The sequence below is a fragment of the Paenibacillus sp. SAF-068 genome, assembly GCF_051967555.1.
GTDB lineage: Bacteria > Bacillota > Bacilli > Paenibacillales > Paenibacillaceae > Paenibacillus.
Genome location: NZ_JBQCJX010000005.1, coordinates 192,459 through 207,973 on the forward strand (window position 1 = coordinate 192,459; position 15,515 = coordinate 207,973).

13 protein-coding genes are annotated in these 15,515 nt (G+C 48.4%); 6 read left to right on the plus strand and 7 right to left on the minus strand.

Going from position 1 to position 15,515, the window contains the following annotated elements; genetic code table 11:
- Positions 1-231: 231 nt before the first annotated feature.
- The 6 genes from ACTHPG_RS23625 to ACTHPG_RS23650 form a co-directional block, all read right to left on the minus strand.
- A complete protein-coding gene (locus tag ACTHPG_RS23625; protein ID WP_440391802.1) occupies positions 232-990 on the minus strand; it encodes a nucleoside phosphorylase in 759 nt (252 codons plus the stop codon).
- Between the two features lies 1 nt (position 991).
- The gene (locus ACTHPG_RS23630; protein WP_340910878.1) at positions 992-1,663 is read right to left on the minus strand and encodes a sulfite oxidase-like oxidoreductase; all 672 of its coding nucleotides are present in this window, start codon (positions 1,661-1,663) and stop codon (positions 992-994) included.
- A gap of 46 nt (positions 1,664-1,709) precedes the next feature.
- Positions 1,710-2,633, minus strand: a complete 924-nt coding sequence (locus ACTHPG_RS23635) for an ABC transporter permease (protein WP_074093220.1) — start codon at positions 2,631-2,633, stop codon at positions 1,710-1,712.
- Positions 2,617-3,684: an ABC transporter permease gene (locus ACTHPG_RS23640; RefSeq protein ID WP_017691012.1), complete on the minus strand. Its 1,068-nt coding sequence runs from the start codon at positions 3,682-3,684 to the stop codon at positions 2,617-2,619. The genes ACTHPG_RS23635 and ACTHPG_RS23640 overlap by 17 nt, the downstream gene beginning before the upstream one ends.
- Positions 3,681-5,180, minus strand: a complete 1,500-nt coding sequence (locus ACTHPG_RS23645; protein ID WP_440391803.1) for an ABC transporter ATP-binding protein — start codon at positions 5,178-5,180, stop codon at positions 3,681-3,683. The genes ACTHPG_RS23640 and ACTHPG_RS23645 overlap by 4 nt, the downstream gene beginning before the upstream one ends.
- A 291-nt stretch (positions 5,181-5,471) precedes the next feature.
- Positions 5,472-6,503, minus strand: a complete 1,032-nt coding sequence (locus ACTHPG_RS23650; protein WP_150365291.1) for a BMP family lipoprotein — start codon at positions 6,501-6,503, stop codon at positions 5,472-5,474.
- A gap of 277 nt (positions 6,504-6,780) precedes the next feature.
- Between ACTHPG_RS23650 and ACTHPG_RS23655 the strand changes: the two genes are divergently transcribed.
- The 3 genes from ACTHPG_RS23655 (at position 6,781) to ACTHPG_RS23665 (ending at position 11,178) form a co-directional block, all read left to right on the plus strand.
- Positions 6,781-8,202, plus strand: a complete 1,422-nt coding sequence (locus ACTHPG_RS23655) for a hypothetical protein (RefSeq protein ID WP_440391804.1) — start codon at positions 6,781-6,783, stop codon at positions 8,200-8,202.
- Between the two features lie 242 nt (positions 8,203-8,444).
- Positions 8,445-9,035, plus strand: a complete 591-nt coding sequence (locus ACTHPG_RS23660) for a DUF5317 domain-containing protein (RefSeq protein ID WP_440391806.1) — start codon at positions 8,445-8,447, stop codon at positions 9,033-9,035.
- A gap of 310 nt (positions 9,036-9,345) precedes the next feature.
- Complete coding sequence (locus tag ACTHPG_RS23665; protein ID WP_440391807.1) at positions 9,346-11,178, plus strand: bifunctional diguanylate cyclase/phosphohydrolase; 1,833 nt, start codon at positions 9,346-9,348, stop codon at positions 11,176-11,178.
- A gap of 136 nt (positions 11,179-11,314) precedes the next feature.
- On the opposite strand, the gene ACTHPG_RS23670 is transcribed toward ACTHPG_RS23665, so the two are convergent.
- Positions 11,315-11,482 (minus strand): hypothetical protein, encoded by a 168-nt coding sequence (locus tag ACTHPG_RS23670; protein WP_017691019.1) that lies wholly within the window; start codon positions 11,480-11,482, stop codon positions 11,315-11,317.
- Positions 11,483-11,786: 304 nt separating this feature from the next.
- On the opposite strand from ACTHPG_RS23670, the gene ACTHPG_RS23675 reads away from it, so the two are divergent.
- The 3 genes from ACTHPG_RS23675 (at position 11,787) to ACTHPG_RS23685 (ending at position 15,244) form a co-directional block, all read left to right on the plus strand.
- Positions 11,787-12,617, plus strand: a complete 831-nt coding sequence (locus ACTHPG_RS23675; protein WP_440391808.1) for a sensor histidine kinase — start codon at positions 11,787-11,789, stop codon at positions 12,615-12,617.
- Positions 12,618-12,619: 2 nt separating this feature from the next.
- Positions 12,620-13,276 (plus strand): response regulator, encoded by a 657-nt coding sequence (locus ACTHPG_RS23680; RefSeq protein ID WP_017691021.1) that lies wholly within the window; start codon positions 12,620-12,622, stop codon positions 13,274-13,276.
- 252 nt (positions 13,277-13,528) lie between these two features.
- Positions 13,529-15,244, plus strand: coding sequence for a copper resistance CopC/CopD family protein (locus ACTHPG_RS23685; RefSeq protein WP_440391809.1), 1,716 nt, complete (start codon positions 13,529-13,531; stop codon positions 15,242-15,244).
- Positions 15,245-15,515 lie beyond the last annotated feature (271 nt).

The following is a 15,515-nucleotide window of genomic DNA, read 5'->3' on the forward strand; positions in this document are numbered from 1 at the left end:
AAGAGGAATGACAATCTAAAGAATCTCACACACGTTATTTCACGGTAATTCATCGAAATGGAACGATCTCAGTCAAACGTTCCATTCACTTCTACGGTTATAAAAAGGACGTCCCCCAGGTCAAATGTATGACCTTTCGGAACGCCCTTTTTATATTGTCCACCTCAAATGGACATCATCTACTGTTTTGCTTGAAACAATAAGAAAAAATGTATACTTGCCTTAACTAACCTATGTCTGATCCTGACGAGCAAGCGCTACTAGCGCTTGCAGAGCGGCATTAATCTCCTGCTCTACCGCTTGTCCAACCGCATCCGTATGCGGATCATACTCGGCAGCCAGATCGCTGTCCGCGAATCCATCGATCGCGACAATGGCTCCGGCACGAGCGCCACGCAAGGTACTCACGATGTAGAGCGCCGCAATTTCCATCTCGGCTGCAAGTGCTCCAGCCTGCTTGTACTTGCGGTGTGGAATCTCTTCCACGCCTGCGAAGAATGCATCCAGCGTTACGGTGATCCCAACACCCACTTTGCCTGCAAACGTTGCAGTATCCGCGCTCCCCTGCTCACGAGCAGCTTCAATCAATGCTTGCGTCACCCCAATGTCCGCTACCGCAGGGAAACCATCCGGCACCAGTTGGCGAGTCAACCCATCCGTACGAACAGCGGCTGTACTCACAATCACACTGCCTGCCGGATAATCAGCTGTATATGATCCCGCTGTACCTACACGAATCAGGGTTGTTACACCCGCGCGAATCAATTCCTCGAAGCACACTGCTGCTCCAGGTGAACCTACACCATGGCTAACCACAGCGATCTGTACCCCTTCATACAAACCAACAAACGTGCGATACTCCCGGCTGAACGCCAGTTCTCTCACCTGCTCCAGCTTGCGGGAAATCTTCTCCGCACGTACCGGATCACCACAGACGATGGCATATGCCGGCATGTCTTCCGAATGAATCTGCAAAATAGGCATCAACATATCAATCAAACTCCTTCTTCGTCCACTCGTCTTCCGGAATCGGCAGATCTTCACCCGAGAAGCGTTGTTCCTTGAACGGATCGGCAAAATGGTGGAAGCCATTCACTTCCCAGAAGCCGTTCCGGTCTTCAGTCATAAACTCCAGCCCACGTATCCACTTCGCACTCTTCCAGAAGTAGAGTTGTGGCACGACCATACGCAGCGGAAAACCATGTTTAGGGGTTAGCGGCTCACCGTTATATTTGAATGCAAGCAATACATCATCATGCATCAATTCTTCGAGCGGTACATTTGTCTCGTAATCATGATCCGCATGGATCATAACGTATTTTGCTTCTGGCTTAACCCCCAGAAGCTTCACAAAATCGGAGAAACGAATGCCTTCCCATGGCGTATCGAATTTTGACCAACGGGTAACACAGTGAATATCACTCACCGTGTTCACCTGTGGCATCGCCTGCAACTCGGCCAGGGAGAACACTTTCTCCTCTTCCACTTCGCCGAATACTTTCAGGTCCCATGTGGACAGGTCATATTCCGGCACTTCCCCTTCATGCAGAATCGGGAATTTCTCCGTCAACATCTGTCCCGGCGGCAAACGATCTCCATGATCAATGCCTGCTTTGGGTGCCGGGGTTTTTCCTTTTTTCAAACGTTCAGCCTTGTTATGCAAGTGGAATTCCTCCTTCTTTTGCTGCCTCTACATCGGCATTCAGGAATTAACGCGAGCTTCCGCCCGCTTTCAGTGCATCCTGTGCATAGGTACGGTCTTTGAAAAAGAACATCGCGACCAGCGTCACAATATACGGCAACATCAATGTGAAATGGGTTGGCAACGAGAAGCCTTGCAGACGAATACTCAATGCTTCCATGAAGCCGAACAGCACACTGGAGCCCATGACGCCCAGCGGATTGGCTTGTCCCAGCATCGTTGCCACCAGCGCGATAAAACCACGACCAGCGGTCATACCTTCGGTGAACATTGTCACCTGACCGAGCGACAACTGTGCGCCAGCCAGAGCACACAACACACCGCACATCAGAACAGCGCCATACTGGATGCCCCGTACCTTGATCCCGATGCTCTGTGCTGCAATCGGGTTCTCCCCGACGGAGCGCAGGCGGAAGCCGGATACACTTTTGAACAGATAAAATTGCAGTCCAATCACGAGCACAATACCGAGGTAGACCAAGGGACTATGTCCCGATAATACATCGCCCAACCACGGAATGTCCTTAATCAGCGGAATATCCCACTTGGGAAGTCCAACCATGTCTTTGTCGTAATATGCACCTTTTACATCAAAAATCGCACGCAGTGCAAAGGTCGTCACCCCCGCAGCCAGGAAATTCAGCGAGATCCCGACCACGATGGCGTTGGCCTTCAAATTAATACTTATAAAGGCAAATAGCGCCGAGAATAACATCACAATAATAATGGAAAAGAGTACAGCCAACAGCACATTGCCAAACAGATAATTACCGACAATGGCGGAGAACGCACCAATCAAAACCAGTCCTTCCAGACCCACGTTGAACAGACCGACACGGGAACATAAAGCCCCACCGAGCGCTGCAAGCAGGATTGGAGTCATGATCCGCAAGGTTGAGCCAAACATGGCTGCATCAAACAGTTGTTGCATTGGACTTTTTCTCCTTTCTCCGCTTCAGGAATGAATAACCGATCTGAGCTGATACAAATAACGTCAATACGGCCTGGATGACACTGCCGACTTCCAGCGGCACATCCGTATTCCGTTCCATCCCCATGGCACCTGTCTGTAACGCAGCCAACAAAATAGCTGCTACAGCTGTACCGAGTGGATGCGAGCGGGCAAGCAGCGTGGCCATAATGCCGCTCCAGGCGTAACTTGCAGAAGATAGCGATCCATCAAGGAAACGGTACTGTGTACCGAGCACTTCCCCCGCACCTGCAAGTCCAGCAAGTCCACCACTGATGACCATGGACAGCATCATCATGCGAATGCGGCGAACACCGCCGTAGGTTGCAAAGGACGGGTTGCTGCCGAGCATGCGAATCTCGTAACCGGTCACCGTTTTATGTGTGAACCAGTAGATCAGAATAGCCGCGACAATGGCAATAATGAAGCCGGCATGCAGTCCCATGCCCTGGAACAACTTCGGCAACCAGATACTCTGATCAATCATGGGTGTCTGAGCCATCGCTGCAGATCCTGTCCGATCCTTGAACGGATAGGAGACCATGTAGCCGCCAAAATAAATAGCGATATAGTTAAGTAGTAAGGTTGTAATCAATAAGTTCATGCCGAAACGAGCATCCAGCCAGCCTGCAAACAGAGACCAGATTCCCCCGGCAACAATACCTGCTACAATCGCAGCAATACACACGAACCAGCCCGGGCCTGGCAGATAAAGCGCCGTGAGCGCGGCACTGAGCCCGCCAAGAATCATCTGGCCTTCGGCTCCCATATTGAAAAATCCGGCACGGAATGCCAAGGCTACGCCAAGTCCCGCCAAGATGATTGGTGTGGAACGTGCCAGCGTATTGGTGAAGAAGTAGAAGTTGCCGAAGGCCCCTTTCCACATCTCCGCATACGTATCCACCACATTACCGCCAACAATCAGAATCGCCACAGCTCCTGCAATCAGACCGATGAATACGGCAAGCAGCGGCTGTACGAGTCCGCGAAGAGTTTCTTTTACCCGATTCATATCCGCTCTTTCCCTCCTGCCATTAACAAACTGATCTGTTCCTCCGTCGCTTCCTCTGCTCTCAGTTCCCCGGCAATTTCGCCTTCATACATGACAATAATGCGATCCGATAATTGCAAAATCTCAGACAACTCCGATGAAATGAGCAGAATACCCGCACCTTCACTACGTTTGCGTAGCAACTCGGCATGAATCGTCTCCATTGCTCCGATATCCACACCACGAGTCGGTTCGGCTGCAATCAGAAACGGTGTATCCTGTGCGAATTCACGAGCGGCAATCAGCTTCTGCAAATTACCTCCGGACAGAAACTGTGCCTTGGTCTCCGCAGATCCCGTCTTGATGCTGAACTGTTTGATCCAGCTCTCTACCATCGTTCTTGCTGCTTTGGCCTTGATGATGCCGCGCGACTGCAAGCGATGATGATGTCCCATCAGTCCGTTCTCGCGAACACTCGCATCCTTGGCTGCTCCCCACATGTAACGATCTTCCGGGATATGAGCAAGTCCATGCTCCCTTATGCGCCGTACAGGCCAATTGGTTGTATCCTGCCCGGAGAGCACAACGCGACCACTGTCTGCCTTACGAAGTCCTGCAATCACTTGGATCAATTCCGACTGGCCGTTACCCGAGATACCGGCTATGCCAACGACTTCGCCTTTACGAACCTCCATATGAATCTCCTTTAGCGCCGAACGATCCTTCGCTCCGGACAGATTGACCCCTTCCACCTGAAGCACAGCTTCGGTTGGAACCGATGGCTGCTTGTCCATACGCACAAGTTCACGACCAACCATCAGACGGGATAATTCCTCCACATGTGTATCTTTGGCTTCCAATGTACCCGTTACCTGACCATCTCGAAGTACCGTAATCCGGTCAGCTACATCCATGACTTCTTGCAGCTTGTGGGTAATCAGTACAAAGGTTTTGCCAAGCTTCGCGAGTGATTTCATATTCGCGAGCAGTTCTTTTACTTCCAGCGGTGTCAGTACCGCCGAAGGTTCATCCAATATAATGATGTCTGCACCCTGATGCAGCACCTTTAGAATTTCAACACGCTGCTGCATGCCAAGCGGGCACTCGGACACTTTTTTCCACGGGTCAACCGGCATGCCATATTGTCTGCCAAGCTCGTTCACCTGGGCGGCTGCTTGCTTACGGTCAAATGTACCTGCCTTAGCCGGCTCCCGTCCGATCACGATGTTCTCCGCCACCGTAAAGGAAGGGAACAGCATGAAATGCTGGTGCACCATGCCGATACCACTTGCCATCGCCTGGGACGGCGTAGCAAAGCTTACCTCGCGTCCATGGACTTTGATTGTGCCTGACGTAGGCTGTTCCATACCGTACAGCATACGCATCAAGGTTGTTTTACCGGCCCCGTTCTCACCGACAAGGGCATGAATCTCTCCCTCACGCAAATTAAAACGGATGTCACGGTTAGCGGTGAAGTCGCCGTATTTCTTCGTAATCTGCTCCATCTCCAACAGCATATCTCGCGTTCGCTCCTCTCAGTTCAACTTAAAAGGTTACACTCGCCACTACGATGACAGTACAACCTTCCGATCGCTGTTATCCCCAGATTTTTCGATTCCCTTTATATAAAGGGGAAAATCCGGAGATAAAGGCGAACGCTTTGCTTCTTCAGGTTATTTCTGTCCTCTTCGTTATCGTGTAAACGATAAGTTGAACATATACTGGTCATTTAATAGCAGCAAAACCGGCTGCCTGATCGGGCAGCCGGCTGATCCATTCCATCACTCATTTAAAAAGAACATTCAAAACTATTGTTGCAATGGATCTTTGACTACGATTTTGCCGGATACGATATCATCCTTGATTGCTTTAACCTTGTCGATCACTTCTTGTCCAACAAAAGCACTCAATGGAGATTCGCTGTCACGTGTAACGTAAGTCAGGCCTACACCGTCTTCTTTCAAGCCATAGTTCACTGCACCTGCTTTGAAGTTGCCTTCTACAAAATCTTTCACAGTCTCATAAGCAACCGTATCAGTTGATTTCAATTGAGACAATACGATATGTTCCGGGTCTTCAACCGTACGGTCCGTATCCTGACCTGAAGTGTAGAAGCCTTTTTCTTTCGCTGCTTCGAACACACCGAGATCACCTACAGCGGATGCGCCAGCGATGAAGTCAGCGCCTTTGCCGAATTGCACCAATGCCAACTCTTTTGCTTTGGCCGGGTCATTGAATCCACCAACATAGTTCACCAGGAATTCTGCATCCGGATTCACGGATTCCAATCCCGCTTTGAAACCTTCTGTATATTTCTTGATCAATGGTACATCCATCGCCGCGATCATGCCGACTTTGTCTGTTTTGGTGGATAATCCAGCAGCTGCACCGAGCAGGTACGCCCCTTCATATTCGCGGAAACCAACGCTACGAACGTTAGGCAGATCCACAGTTGTATCTACAATTGCAAAGGACTTGTCCGGATTTTCTGCTGCGACTTTCTTCAATGCATCTTCTGCCTGGAAAGTTGCTGTAATAATCAGATCATAATTCTCGGCAACCGCAGCGCGCAGATTTTGTTCAAATGCCGCCGGATCTGTCGATTCAATCGTCTTGGTGTCTACTTTGAATTCTTCGCCTGCTTTTTTGAAGCCTTCATCCATCTGTACAAAGAAAGGGTTAACCCCTATTTTTTCGGGAAGTACAAGGGCCATCCGAAGAGATTTTTCCGAATCACTGCCTTGGGCGGATTGTTCGTCTTTGGAAGCCGAATTCCCACAAGCTGCCAACAAAATAGCCAACATGATGATCGATAAGACGAACGATAAACCTCTTTTCATTTTGAAAATACCCCTTTTCAACATTCTTTTTTCTTATCCTAGCGGATACTGTCGATCCTTGTCAATAAATCTTTGAGCGTTTACACTCAAATAGAATATATTTAACAAATTGCTTTCTGCCAAGCTTTGGAAACCGCTCTGTATCAAGCTTTTTTTTCGTTGACATCCAGCGCGTCTCCGTGCTAAAGTCAATCCAATTATTCTATTCTGATAGGATTTGTCAGAATTATAACCGAAAGCTGATTATTTTCCAACCCATTTTAAGGAGGCTATTCATTTGAAAAAAATCACCCAGATCACGTTGGCGGCCCTGCTCGCCGCTCCGGTAACACTCGGCAGCCTAAGCTTGCCCGCTTCTGCTTCTGCAGCATCTGCAACTCCAGCCAAACCAACCACTTCACAAAGTGTCAAAGGACCCGTGGCTCAGGCTCCAGTCGCTTATACGGAAAGCGCAGCGGATTTTGCCCAATTCTTGCAAGCGAAATACAACATCCAATTGCCGCAACAGATATCCAAAGGTGATTTTATTCAAGCCATAGCAGCCGTTACGGAAGCCACTCAAGCAAGTGACAGTGAAGCCAAAGCTCCTGTCTTTACCGATCTGGCCTCTGGTGATTCTTCTTATGATGCTGCCGTTTCCTTATTCAACAGCGGGGTTATTACAGGTACAGAAGTACGTGCCAAGGATCAACTGAGCACTTATGCTGCCGTCTTCATCGCGGTGAAAGCAGCCGGATTCAAGGAACTCGCTTATACATATCCTGCCGAGAAAACGGCCAAAGCACTTGCCAAAGTTGGCATTAGCCCAAACCGTGTTCAAGGACAAGCCGCACAAGAACTGGCTGCGGCGATCGATACAGGTCTGATTCCCGAAAGCCTCTACCCCGCTCTCCTTAAGGGTGGCGTAGCAAGTAAAGATTTCGCCAATACATTGCTTGGACGCGTGCTGGTCAGTCAAGGGAATTACAAACATGAGATTGGACGTTCCGGCGATGCGGACATCTATTCCAAACTGTATGCTGCATATCGCACAGCGGATCTGATTGAATCCACTGAACTGAGAAAGATTGTGGATCAGGCCCTGCGAGATGATCTCGTCACAGGTTACAATCTGAAGGATAGCCGCTTTGACTCCAACTTTATCGATGAACTGACACTTACCTACGGCCATGATAATATCCAACATGCTGTACAGTTGGTTGGTTTACTGCGTAGCGAAGGCATTGACGCTGATGTACAATTCCAGCCGAAGACATCTGCCTTCATCTATTTGAAGGAATGGGGCGAGCCGAAGGAAACGCCAGACTATAAAGTGACACAGATCGAGAACGGCAACTATATTGCTTCTGCGAAGGAATATGATATTCAGTTCGAGTTCAACAATGTGGCAGACAAAGTCCGCTTCAATGATATTGTTCTGAAATATGCCAAGAAAAACAGTGACAGTACATCGCCATTGATTCTCAGTTCCTGGTGGCAACCGCTTTATTACTCACCAACGGCATTGGCCAACTATCCGGTCATTTCCAATAATAAGATCGCGCTTGGCCATTACTATGCTCAGTCCTTCTCTCTGAAGGAAAATGCCAAAGCCATTCGTGAAGGTTTCCTGAAACTCGCTCCTGATGCGGACATTACGACATATGACTTCTGGGTGGACCAGCCTTTCTTCAACTATCTGAACGGTGGTTCCGAATAAAATAATTTTTATCTCCAACCGAATTAAAGCTCATTTTTTGCCATTATAAGTAACCGTCTTTACCGAATTTCACAGGGATTTTGCCCCCTTGGTTCGTAAAGACGGTTTTTTGTTCAGATTTTTGCAAATTTCTTCTAAAAAATCATTTTTTCCATGCAGGAATTACCAATATCAGGTCGAATCATAGTATGTACACAAACACGCAATCCTATTGCATATCTCCGCACGAACAGGAGTTAATCATGGTATATGACGGTATTCTTCTCGGCTTGATCGTTGGATTTTTTCGGGGCGGGTTGCGGCATGGGCTCAATCAGTTTGCAGCACTCAAGTTGCGAAGCGGCTGGATTTTCCCTGTATTGCTGCTAGTCCAGTTCTTTATTTTCTATCTGCAGGAACGATTCGAATGGGTGGCATCCATTAATGGTTATCTCTTTGCTGCCGTCTACATTACAGGACTCGCATTTTTGTGGCTCAACCGGAACCACACCGGTTTCATGCTCATCTGGATTGGTGTGTTTCTCAATTTTGCCGTGATGGCTGTAAATGGTGGGCGCATGCCCGTTTCGGTTGAAGCTTCTGCTGTATTGGGACCCTACTATGTAGATATGCTCCGGGAAGGCGGCGCCGTATCAAAGCATTTTATGATGGATGCATCTACACATTTGCCTTTTCTCGGTGATATCATCCCACTCTCCAGCCCTTATCCACGGACTCAAGTCATCAGCATCGGTGATGTGGTCATGAACGTCGGCATATTTCTTTTTATCCAGTACATGATGGTGAATCGGGACAAAAAGGCTGTGCAACCTGCTAAAACTCATCAGGCTTGATGAGAACCAGGTAGACTCCAAGGAAGGGAGGTCTTCTCCATGAAAAAATTCGAAGGTGTGAAATATTCCCGCATTGTCATCAACGCAATCATCGTGGCTTCTGTCGTTGTGGCATTAACTTCGGGATACAAGCTGGGCGGCTAGTATCCATACCGCCAAACAAGACAAACAGGCTGCCAGCGGCCTGTTTTTTCTTTCTGGATTTTTGCCAGGCAAATTGGTATGTTAAACATCTATATAATATATCCCTATACAAGAATAACAATTATGTACACATCAAGAGTAGACTAAACCAAGCAGGAGATTTTTTATGAACTTTATTCGTAACCTTATCCATAAGGCAGATCGAAGCAGTCTGTATGTTATTTTGCTTAGTTGTACCGGGATCGGTGTTTTTCTGTACATGAACAAGTGGTCTTACCTTCATCTAACCACGGCGGATTGGGTCATGGTCTACACCATGCTGGGAGCGGCATTAATTCTGGATTATTTCACGTTCCAGATCCCCCCCAAAGGCAATCAGCAATCCATGGATTCATCGGTATACCTTGCCTGCATATTCATGTTTGGCGGAGCTTTCAGTTTATCTGTACTGCTCCCTGTCTCCATCATCCTGTTAATCAAAGAGCGCAAGCTCACCTGGTGGAAACACATTGTCAACTTCAGCATCTACAGTCTCATGATTACGGGAGCAGCTGCCGTGTTTGAGTGGACTGGCGGACAATCGGGAACGCTCGACGGCTATAACCTGCTCCCTTATTTTGCAGCGCTCGCAGCCTACTTCATCATCAACACGATCACACTGGGTTTATTCTTTCATTTCTCAACGAAGGATGCATTACAGCAGATGAAGCGGGCATTCGTTACCGAATCCCTGCTGGTTTATTTGTGTACGCTGATTCTGGCGCTTGTCCTGACAATTCTGGTTGTGCACAATGGCGTACTCGGTCTGTTGTTGTACTTAAGTCTCAGTATTCTGCTCTCCCATGCATTCAAGCAGTTGTTTGTCATGTATCAGAGCATTGAGGAGAAAGCTAACACCGATCAACGCACAGGTCTGTTCAACCATAGTTATTTTGAAAGTATGCTGGAAAATGAACTGACTACCGCTCGTACGCAGGGAACACCACTCTGTCTGGGACTGATTGATATTGATGATTTCAAAAAGTATAACGATCGGTTTGGCCACCTCCAAGGTGACAGTCTGCTGGCCCTGCTGGGGGATTTTTTGATGCGAAAGACGGAAGGTACACCTGTTACCGCCTTTCGTTATGGAGGGGAAGAGTTCACTCTGCTCATGCCCGGAATGGACTTGGACGAATCCTACAAGTTTATGAATAAGCTGCGCAAACAACTAAACGACACGCCGTTTGAAGGCGTTGAAGTGTTTCCGCACGGTTGTCTCTCCTTCTCGGGTGGCGTCGCGCCCTATCAGGTGGATATGTATAACAAGTCCCAACTTGTGGATCAGGCAGATAAAGCACTGTATTATGCGAAGAAACAGGGCAAGAACAACGTGCACCGTCACGGAAGCAATGATGGCATGGAACACGAAATTGATCTGGTACAGGACGTTCGTGACATCGAGCAGCAGCTCAATCTGTTCCGATACAAGGATATGGATACGTTTAAACATTCCAAACGGGTCTATAAATACGCATTGGATATCAGTGAACTGCTCGCACTGGATAATGTGGAGAAACGTCGTTTCGTGCTGGGAGCACTGATTCATGACATCGGCAAACTGGAGATTCCCTGGTCCATTCTGAACAAGAAGGACAAGCTCACCGCAGAAGAATGGGAAACGATCAAAGGACATGTCACCTGGGGCAAAAAAATGGTGATTACGAACGATCGCTTCGCAGATCTGATTCCGTACATTGAACTTCACCACGAACGCTATGATGGCAAAGGCTATCCATACGGCCTGAAGGGTAACGAGATTCCCCGGCTCTGCCGGATGCTGACCGTCATTGATTCCTTTGATGCCATGACGACAGAGCGGCCGTATCAGGAGACCAAGAACGTGGATGAAGCCATCCGAGAGCTGCGCGCATGTTCGGGTTCACAGTTCGATCCGGAGCTTGCCGAGTTATTCATTCGATATATTGAGAAACGAACCGCTCAGCAACAGTTACTGTAAGATGAACGAAGCTTCTGCTATATGTTCTTAAAAAGTCAAAGCGCTATCCCCGGTCTGATCGGAGATAGCGCCATTTTCATTTTCATCATGGAATGAATCGTACACCAGACAACTTCATTCTCGTGCAGATTCTACATTAAGATTTGGTATTCAGTTCATGTGAGGTCTGATGCAGCTCTTTAATCATCTGCTGCAAAAACATGTTGTCTTGGCGACTGATACCGTGCTGATTGTCTTGAACAAGCATCTGGTGAATGTTCTTTTTGAGCAATTCACTGCGACGTTCCAATACTTCTTGACTCATGTTGTTGCTTCACTCCTTAACATGTTTTGTAATGAATTCACGTTCTATATAAGTATAGAGGACCTTCTCCGATAGGGAAAACGGACTCAGCCTTCCTCAGCTGGTCACACCAACCCTCACCTAGCGTGACAACATTTCACCCCTTGTTGTTCTTAGATATCCTTCTAAATACTCCATGATCCTCCCCAACTTTCTCCAAAGACACAGACTAGGGTCTTGGACAAGCTTGCGTTATAATGGTCCCATCCCTTTATAAATAAAGTACCTCATTAAGCTAATCCTAGATCAAAGGAGTTCTGCATTCATGTCCTATAAACAAATAAAATGGATGATTCTGTTGATCCCCACATTTACGGTTGGCATCTGGGAATATATTCGCCATCAGTTTCTGATGCCGTACCTTTCGATGGACGCCGGCAACTGGTTAACGCCAGTCATCGTTTACCTCGTCAGCGTGACACTGCTGAGCCGATTATTCCACATGCTCGAAGGTGCCAGGGCTGCTCTGGAGCAGGAACGTGCAGCAAAAGCAGCCTTGGAAGCTCGTGACCAATTGGCCCGGGAACTTCACGATGGCATATCCCAGTCTCTTTTCCTGCTATCGGTTAAGACGGATAAAGCGGGACGCAGTCTGGCAGGAAGCGGACATGAGCATGAGATCCAGGAGATTCAAAAAACCGTGCATGAAGTCAATACATACGTCAGGCAAGCCATTGCCCAGTTGCGTTATGTTCCTTCCTCCACCACAACACCTGAGATTATCTCACTGCATGCGCAGGTCGAAGTGCTCGTCAAGGAAACCGTACCTGGTGCACAGATTCATTGGGACCTGAGGGGTGTAAGCTTCTCTGCCAAGGAGCAAGTGGAACTGCTCGCCTGTATCCGGGAGGCGTTACTGAACGTACGCAAACATGCACAGGCTACCCGCGTTCAGGTTCACGCCGAGGGTAACCCGATGGCCTGGTTTATTTATATTCAGGATAATGGGAATGGACTAAGTGAAGATCCTCTCCATCTGAAGGATCGGTACGGACTGCGAATTACGAAGGAACGTGCTGCCGAGATGGGTTGGTCTTTTACCCTTGATTCCAGACCGGGGCATACACGAATGACGATTGGAAAGGAGCATGTCTAACTATGGAACATGTACGTGTATTGGTTGTTGATGATCATGCGCATGCGCGTGAAGCGATCTGTAGCATTTTATCCGAAGACAGCCTGTTTGAAGTGATTGGCACAGCTTCGAATGGACAGGAGGCGTTGGAGCTCACCGGACAATGGATGCCTGACCTGATCCTGATGGACGTGCAGATGCCCGACATGGATGGGCTGGAAGCCACTCGTCAGATCAAGTTGCGATTCCCCTATGTTATTGTTGTTATGGTCACTGTATCGGATGATGTAACCTTTCTGTTCGAAGCACTCAAACAAGGCGCTCAAGGATACTTGCTCAAAAATCTAACGCCTTCCACCTGGCTTGAATACCTTCGTGCCATCGTCAGCGACGATGCACCGCTTAGCAAGGAACTGGCTTACCGGATTTTGCAGGAATTCCCTGCACCACGCAGTGAAGATGTGCAAGATAACCCGCTAACCGCGCGGGAGCTTGAAATTCTGCAATGGGTATCCGCTGGATATACCAATCGGGAGATCGCCGATCAGCTCGGTATATCAGACCAGACGGTGAAGAATCATTTAAAGAACATTTTGCAGAAACTCCAGCTGGAAAACCGGGTACAACTCACCCGTTACGCACTGGAAAGCGGACTTGCGGGACGTAAGCTTCGCAAATAGCGTGGCTTCGTACCAATATGTGAATGGTAGCACGAACGTATCGCACACCAATATGAGATTTGTAACATGGGTTGAGATGGATGCTCTGCATATTACACATTCATGCTTTTGTCACAATTTTGAAGACCAAATCGTTTTTTTATAGCCCGATGTAGTCATACGCAGTCATTTTGGACAAAGTTATAATGGGATAGATTGTGTTTAAAGGGCCAGGAATAACTACAAATCTATAACCTGAGGGTGATGATTTTTTTGATTTTGACAAGCTTTACCCTGAAATGGGGCAAACGGCACTGGGCATTGGTCACCAGCCTGTTGCTTGTGTGCTGCCTTGTTATGCCACAGTGGGCATCTGCCCATGCTTATATTGTTAAGGCTTCGCCAGGAGAGAATGAGATACTCGTTACCGCTCCGGAGCGGCTGACGCTGGAGTTCAACGAATCCTTGCAGACGGCCTTTTATGATATTAAAATTACCGGGCCTGACGGTACTCAGGCAGATGACGGAACCGTACAGATCGATGCGGATCGCCCTCATATTCTGGAGACTGGCCTGCGGGCCGGACTCGGGAACGGGACTTATGCTGTTAACTGGAAAGCTGTGTCTGCCGATGGACACCCGATTCAAGGAGCCTATGTTTTCCATATCGGAGAACCGTCCGGTTCTCCTGCCGGACTAAGTGATCTTACATCCGGTTCCGGTTCAACAGGTGGGCCGCTGAAATGGATCGTATCCCTGACAGACTGGATTCAGTATCTCGGATTGTCTGTCATTCTGGGAACACTCGCATTCTTGTTGCTGCGAATCGCACCGACATCCATGACAAGAGAGCCTATGGACGTTCCAGGTAGCTATAAACTGTTATGGATCAGCTATGCTGCTGCTTCCTTTGCCGCGCTCGTCAGCCTGCCACTGAATACGTTATACGAATCTGGTGTGGCTCTGAGCGAACTAAGCTGGGCACTGATCGGGAGTGCGCTTAAACTGACTTCCTTTGGCCAAATCTGGATGCTACAGATCCTCATTGTAATGCTATTGGCCGTCACGATTCTCTCCGGATATGATCGTGATCGATCCATCCGTGCTCGCATCTGGTCTTCTTACGGGTCACTTGTGCTTGTGCTCGGGTGGCTGTTCACTCATGCGATGACGGGACATCCGGCCGCTGCGGATCAACGTGCTCTCGCGATTGCCATGGACTTCGTGCATCTGATCGGTGCCGCTTTCTGGATTGGTGCATTGACGGCGATGGCCATATGTCTGCCCCCACTCGCGGACAAGCTGCCTTCCAAGGTGCGAGGAGAAGTCTACTGGACTGCCATTCGCAGGTTCACCGCTTGGGGGATTGGTGCTGTAGCCGCTCTGGTTGCTACAGGAATATACAGCAGTCTGATTATTCTTCCAGCACCTGTACTGACCTCCTTGTTCACTACAGCTTATGGCCTTGTCCTGATCGGCAAGATCGTACTGCTGATTGTAATGGTGCTCTTTGCATGGCGTCACGCCAGATTAGCAAGAGCAGCAACGGGGAGCAGATTGTCCGGCAGCCTGAAAGCCGAGCTTGCTACTGGTGCTGTGATTCTCGCTCTGGCCGCCGTATTGACACATCTGTCACCGGGGCAACCAGCAGCAGTCGGGCCGTATCAGGAGACAAAGACTACAGAAGATGGCTCGTCGATCACACTTCAGGTGAGTCCCAATGTGACGGGAGAGAACCAATTCGAAGTGGATGTGAAACGTGCAGATGGCAGTATCATCAATGATCTGGAGCAGATCACACTGTCACTCACACATCTGGACATGGATATGGGGATCTATGAGATCACCATTCCGAAAAACGACACCGGTGTGTACAAGGCTGAAGATTACATCTCCATGCCTGGACGTTGGAATATCAAGGTACACCTCTTGACCAAAACGCTGGATGCACTGGATGCCGAGTTTGAAATCGACACCGCCAAACCATAGTTACACAACGTTGATATTGAAAAGTGACCCAATCTAACATTAGTGTTTCTACGAACTGCAAATGTAGTGAAGGGAACGAAATTGATTCTGGAGAGGCGAAGCACTCGCCTTTATTCCCGGATCTCAACTTATTACTATATAAATTGAACTATTATTTACACCGAAACGTAGAGGACAGAAAAAACCTGAAAAAGCGAAGCGTTCGCCTAAAAGCTTTCTGAAAGAAAGCTGCTTCGGAAGCATATGCTATCACCAGATTTTCCCCTTTGAG

Bases quoted from the DNA above. Each gene is read 5' to 3' on its own strand.
- ACTHPG_RS23650 (WP_150365291.1), bottom strand. From the start codon at position 6,503: ATGAAAAGAGGTTTATCGTTCGTCTTATCGATCATCATGTTGGCTATT.
- ACTHPG_RS23660 (WP_440391806.1), top strand. From the start codon at position 8,445: ATGGTATATGACGGTATTCTTCTCGGCTTGATCGTTGGATTTTTTCGG.
- ACTHPG_RS23625 (WP_440391802.1), bottom strand. From the start codon at position 990: ATGTTGATGCCTATTTTGCAGATTCATTCGGAAGACATGCCGGCATAT.
- ACTHPG_RS23635 (WP_074093220.1), bottom strand. From the start codon at position 2,633: ATGCAACAACTGTTTGATGCAGCCATGTTTGGCTCAACCTTGCGGATC.
- ACTHPG_RS23640 (WP_017691012.1), bottom strand. From the start codon at position 3,684: ATGAATCGGGTAAAAGAAACTCTTCGCGGACTCGTACAGCCGCTGCTT.
- ACTHPG_RS23680 (WP_017691021.1), top strand. From the start codon at position 12,620: ATGGAACATGTACGTGTATTGGTTGTTGATGATCATGCGCATGCGCGT.
- ACTHPG_RS23645 (WP_440391803.1), bottom strand. From the start codon at position 5,180: ATGCTGTTGGAGATGGAGCAGATTACGAAGAAATACGGCGACTTCACC.
- ACTHPG_RS23675 (WP_440391808.1), top strand. From the start codon at position 11,787: ATGTCCTATAAACAAATAAAATGGATGATTCTGTTGATCCCCACATTT.
- ACTHPG_RS23670 (WP_017691019.1), bottom strand. From the start codon at position 11,482: ATGAGTCAAGAAGTATTGGAACGTCGCAGTGAATTGCTCAAAAAGAAC.
- ACTHPG_RS23665 (WP_440391807.1), top strand. From the start codon at position 9,346: ATGAACTTTATTCGTAACCTTATCCATAAGGCAGATCGAAGCAGTCTG.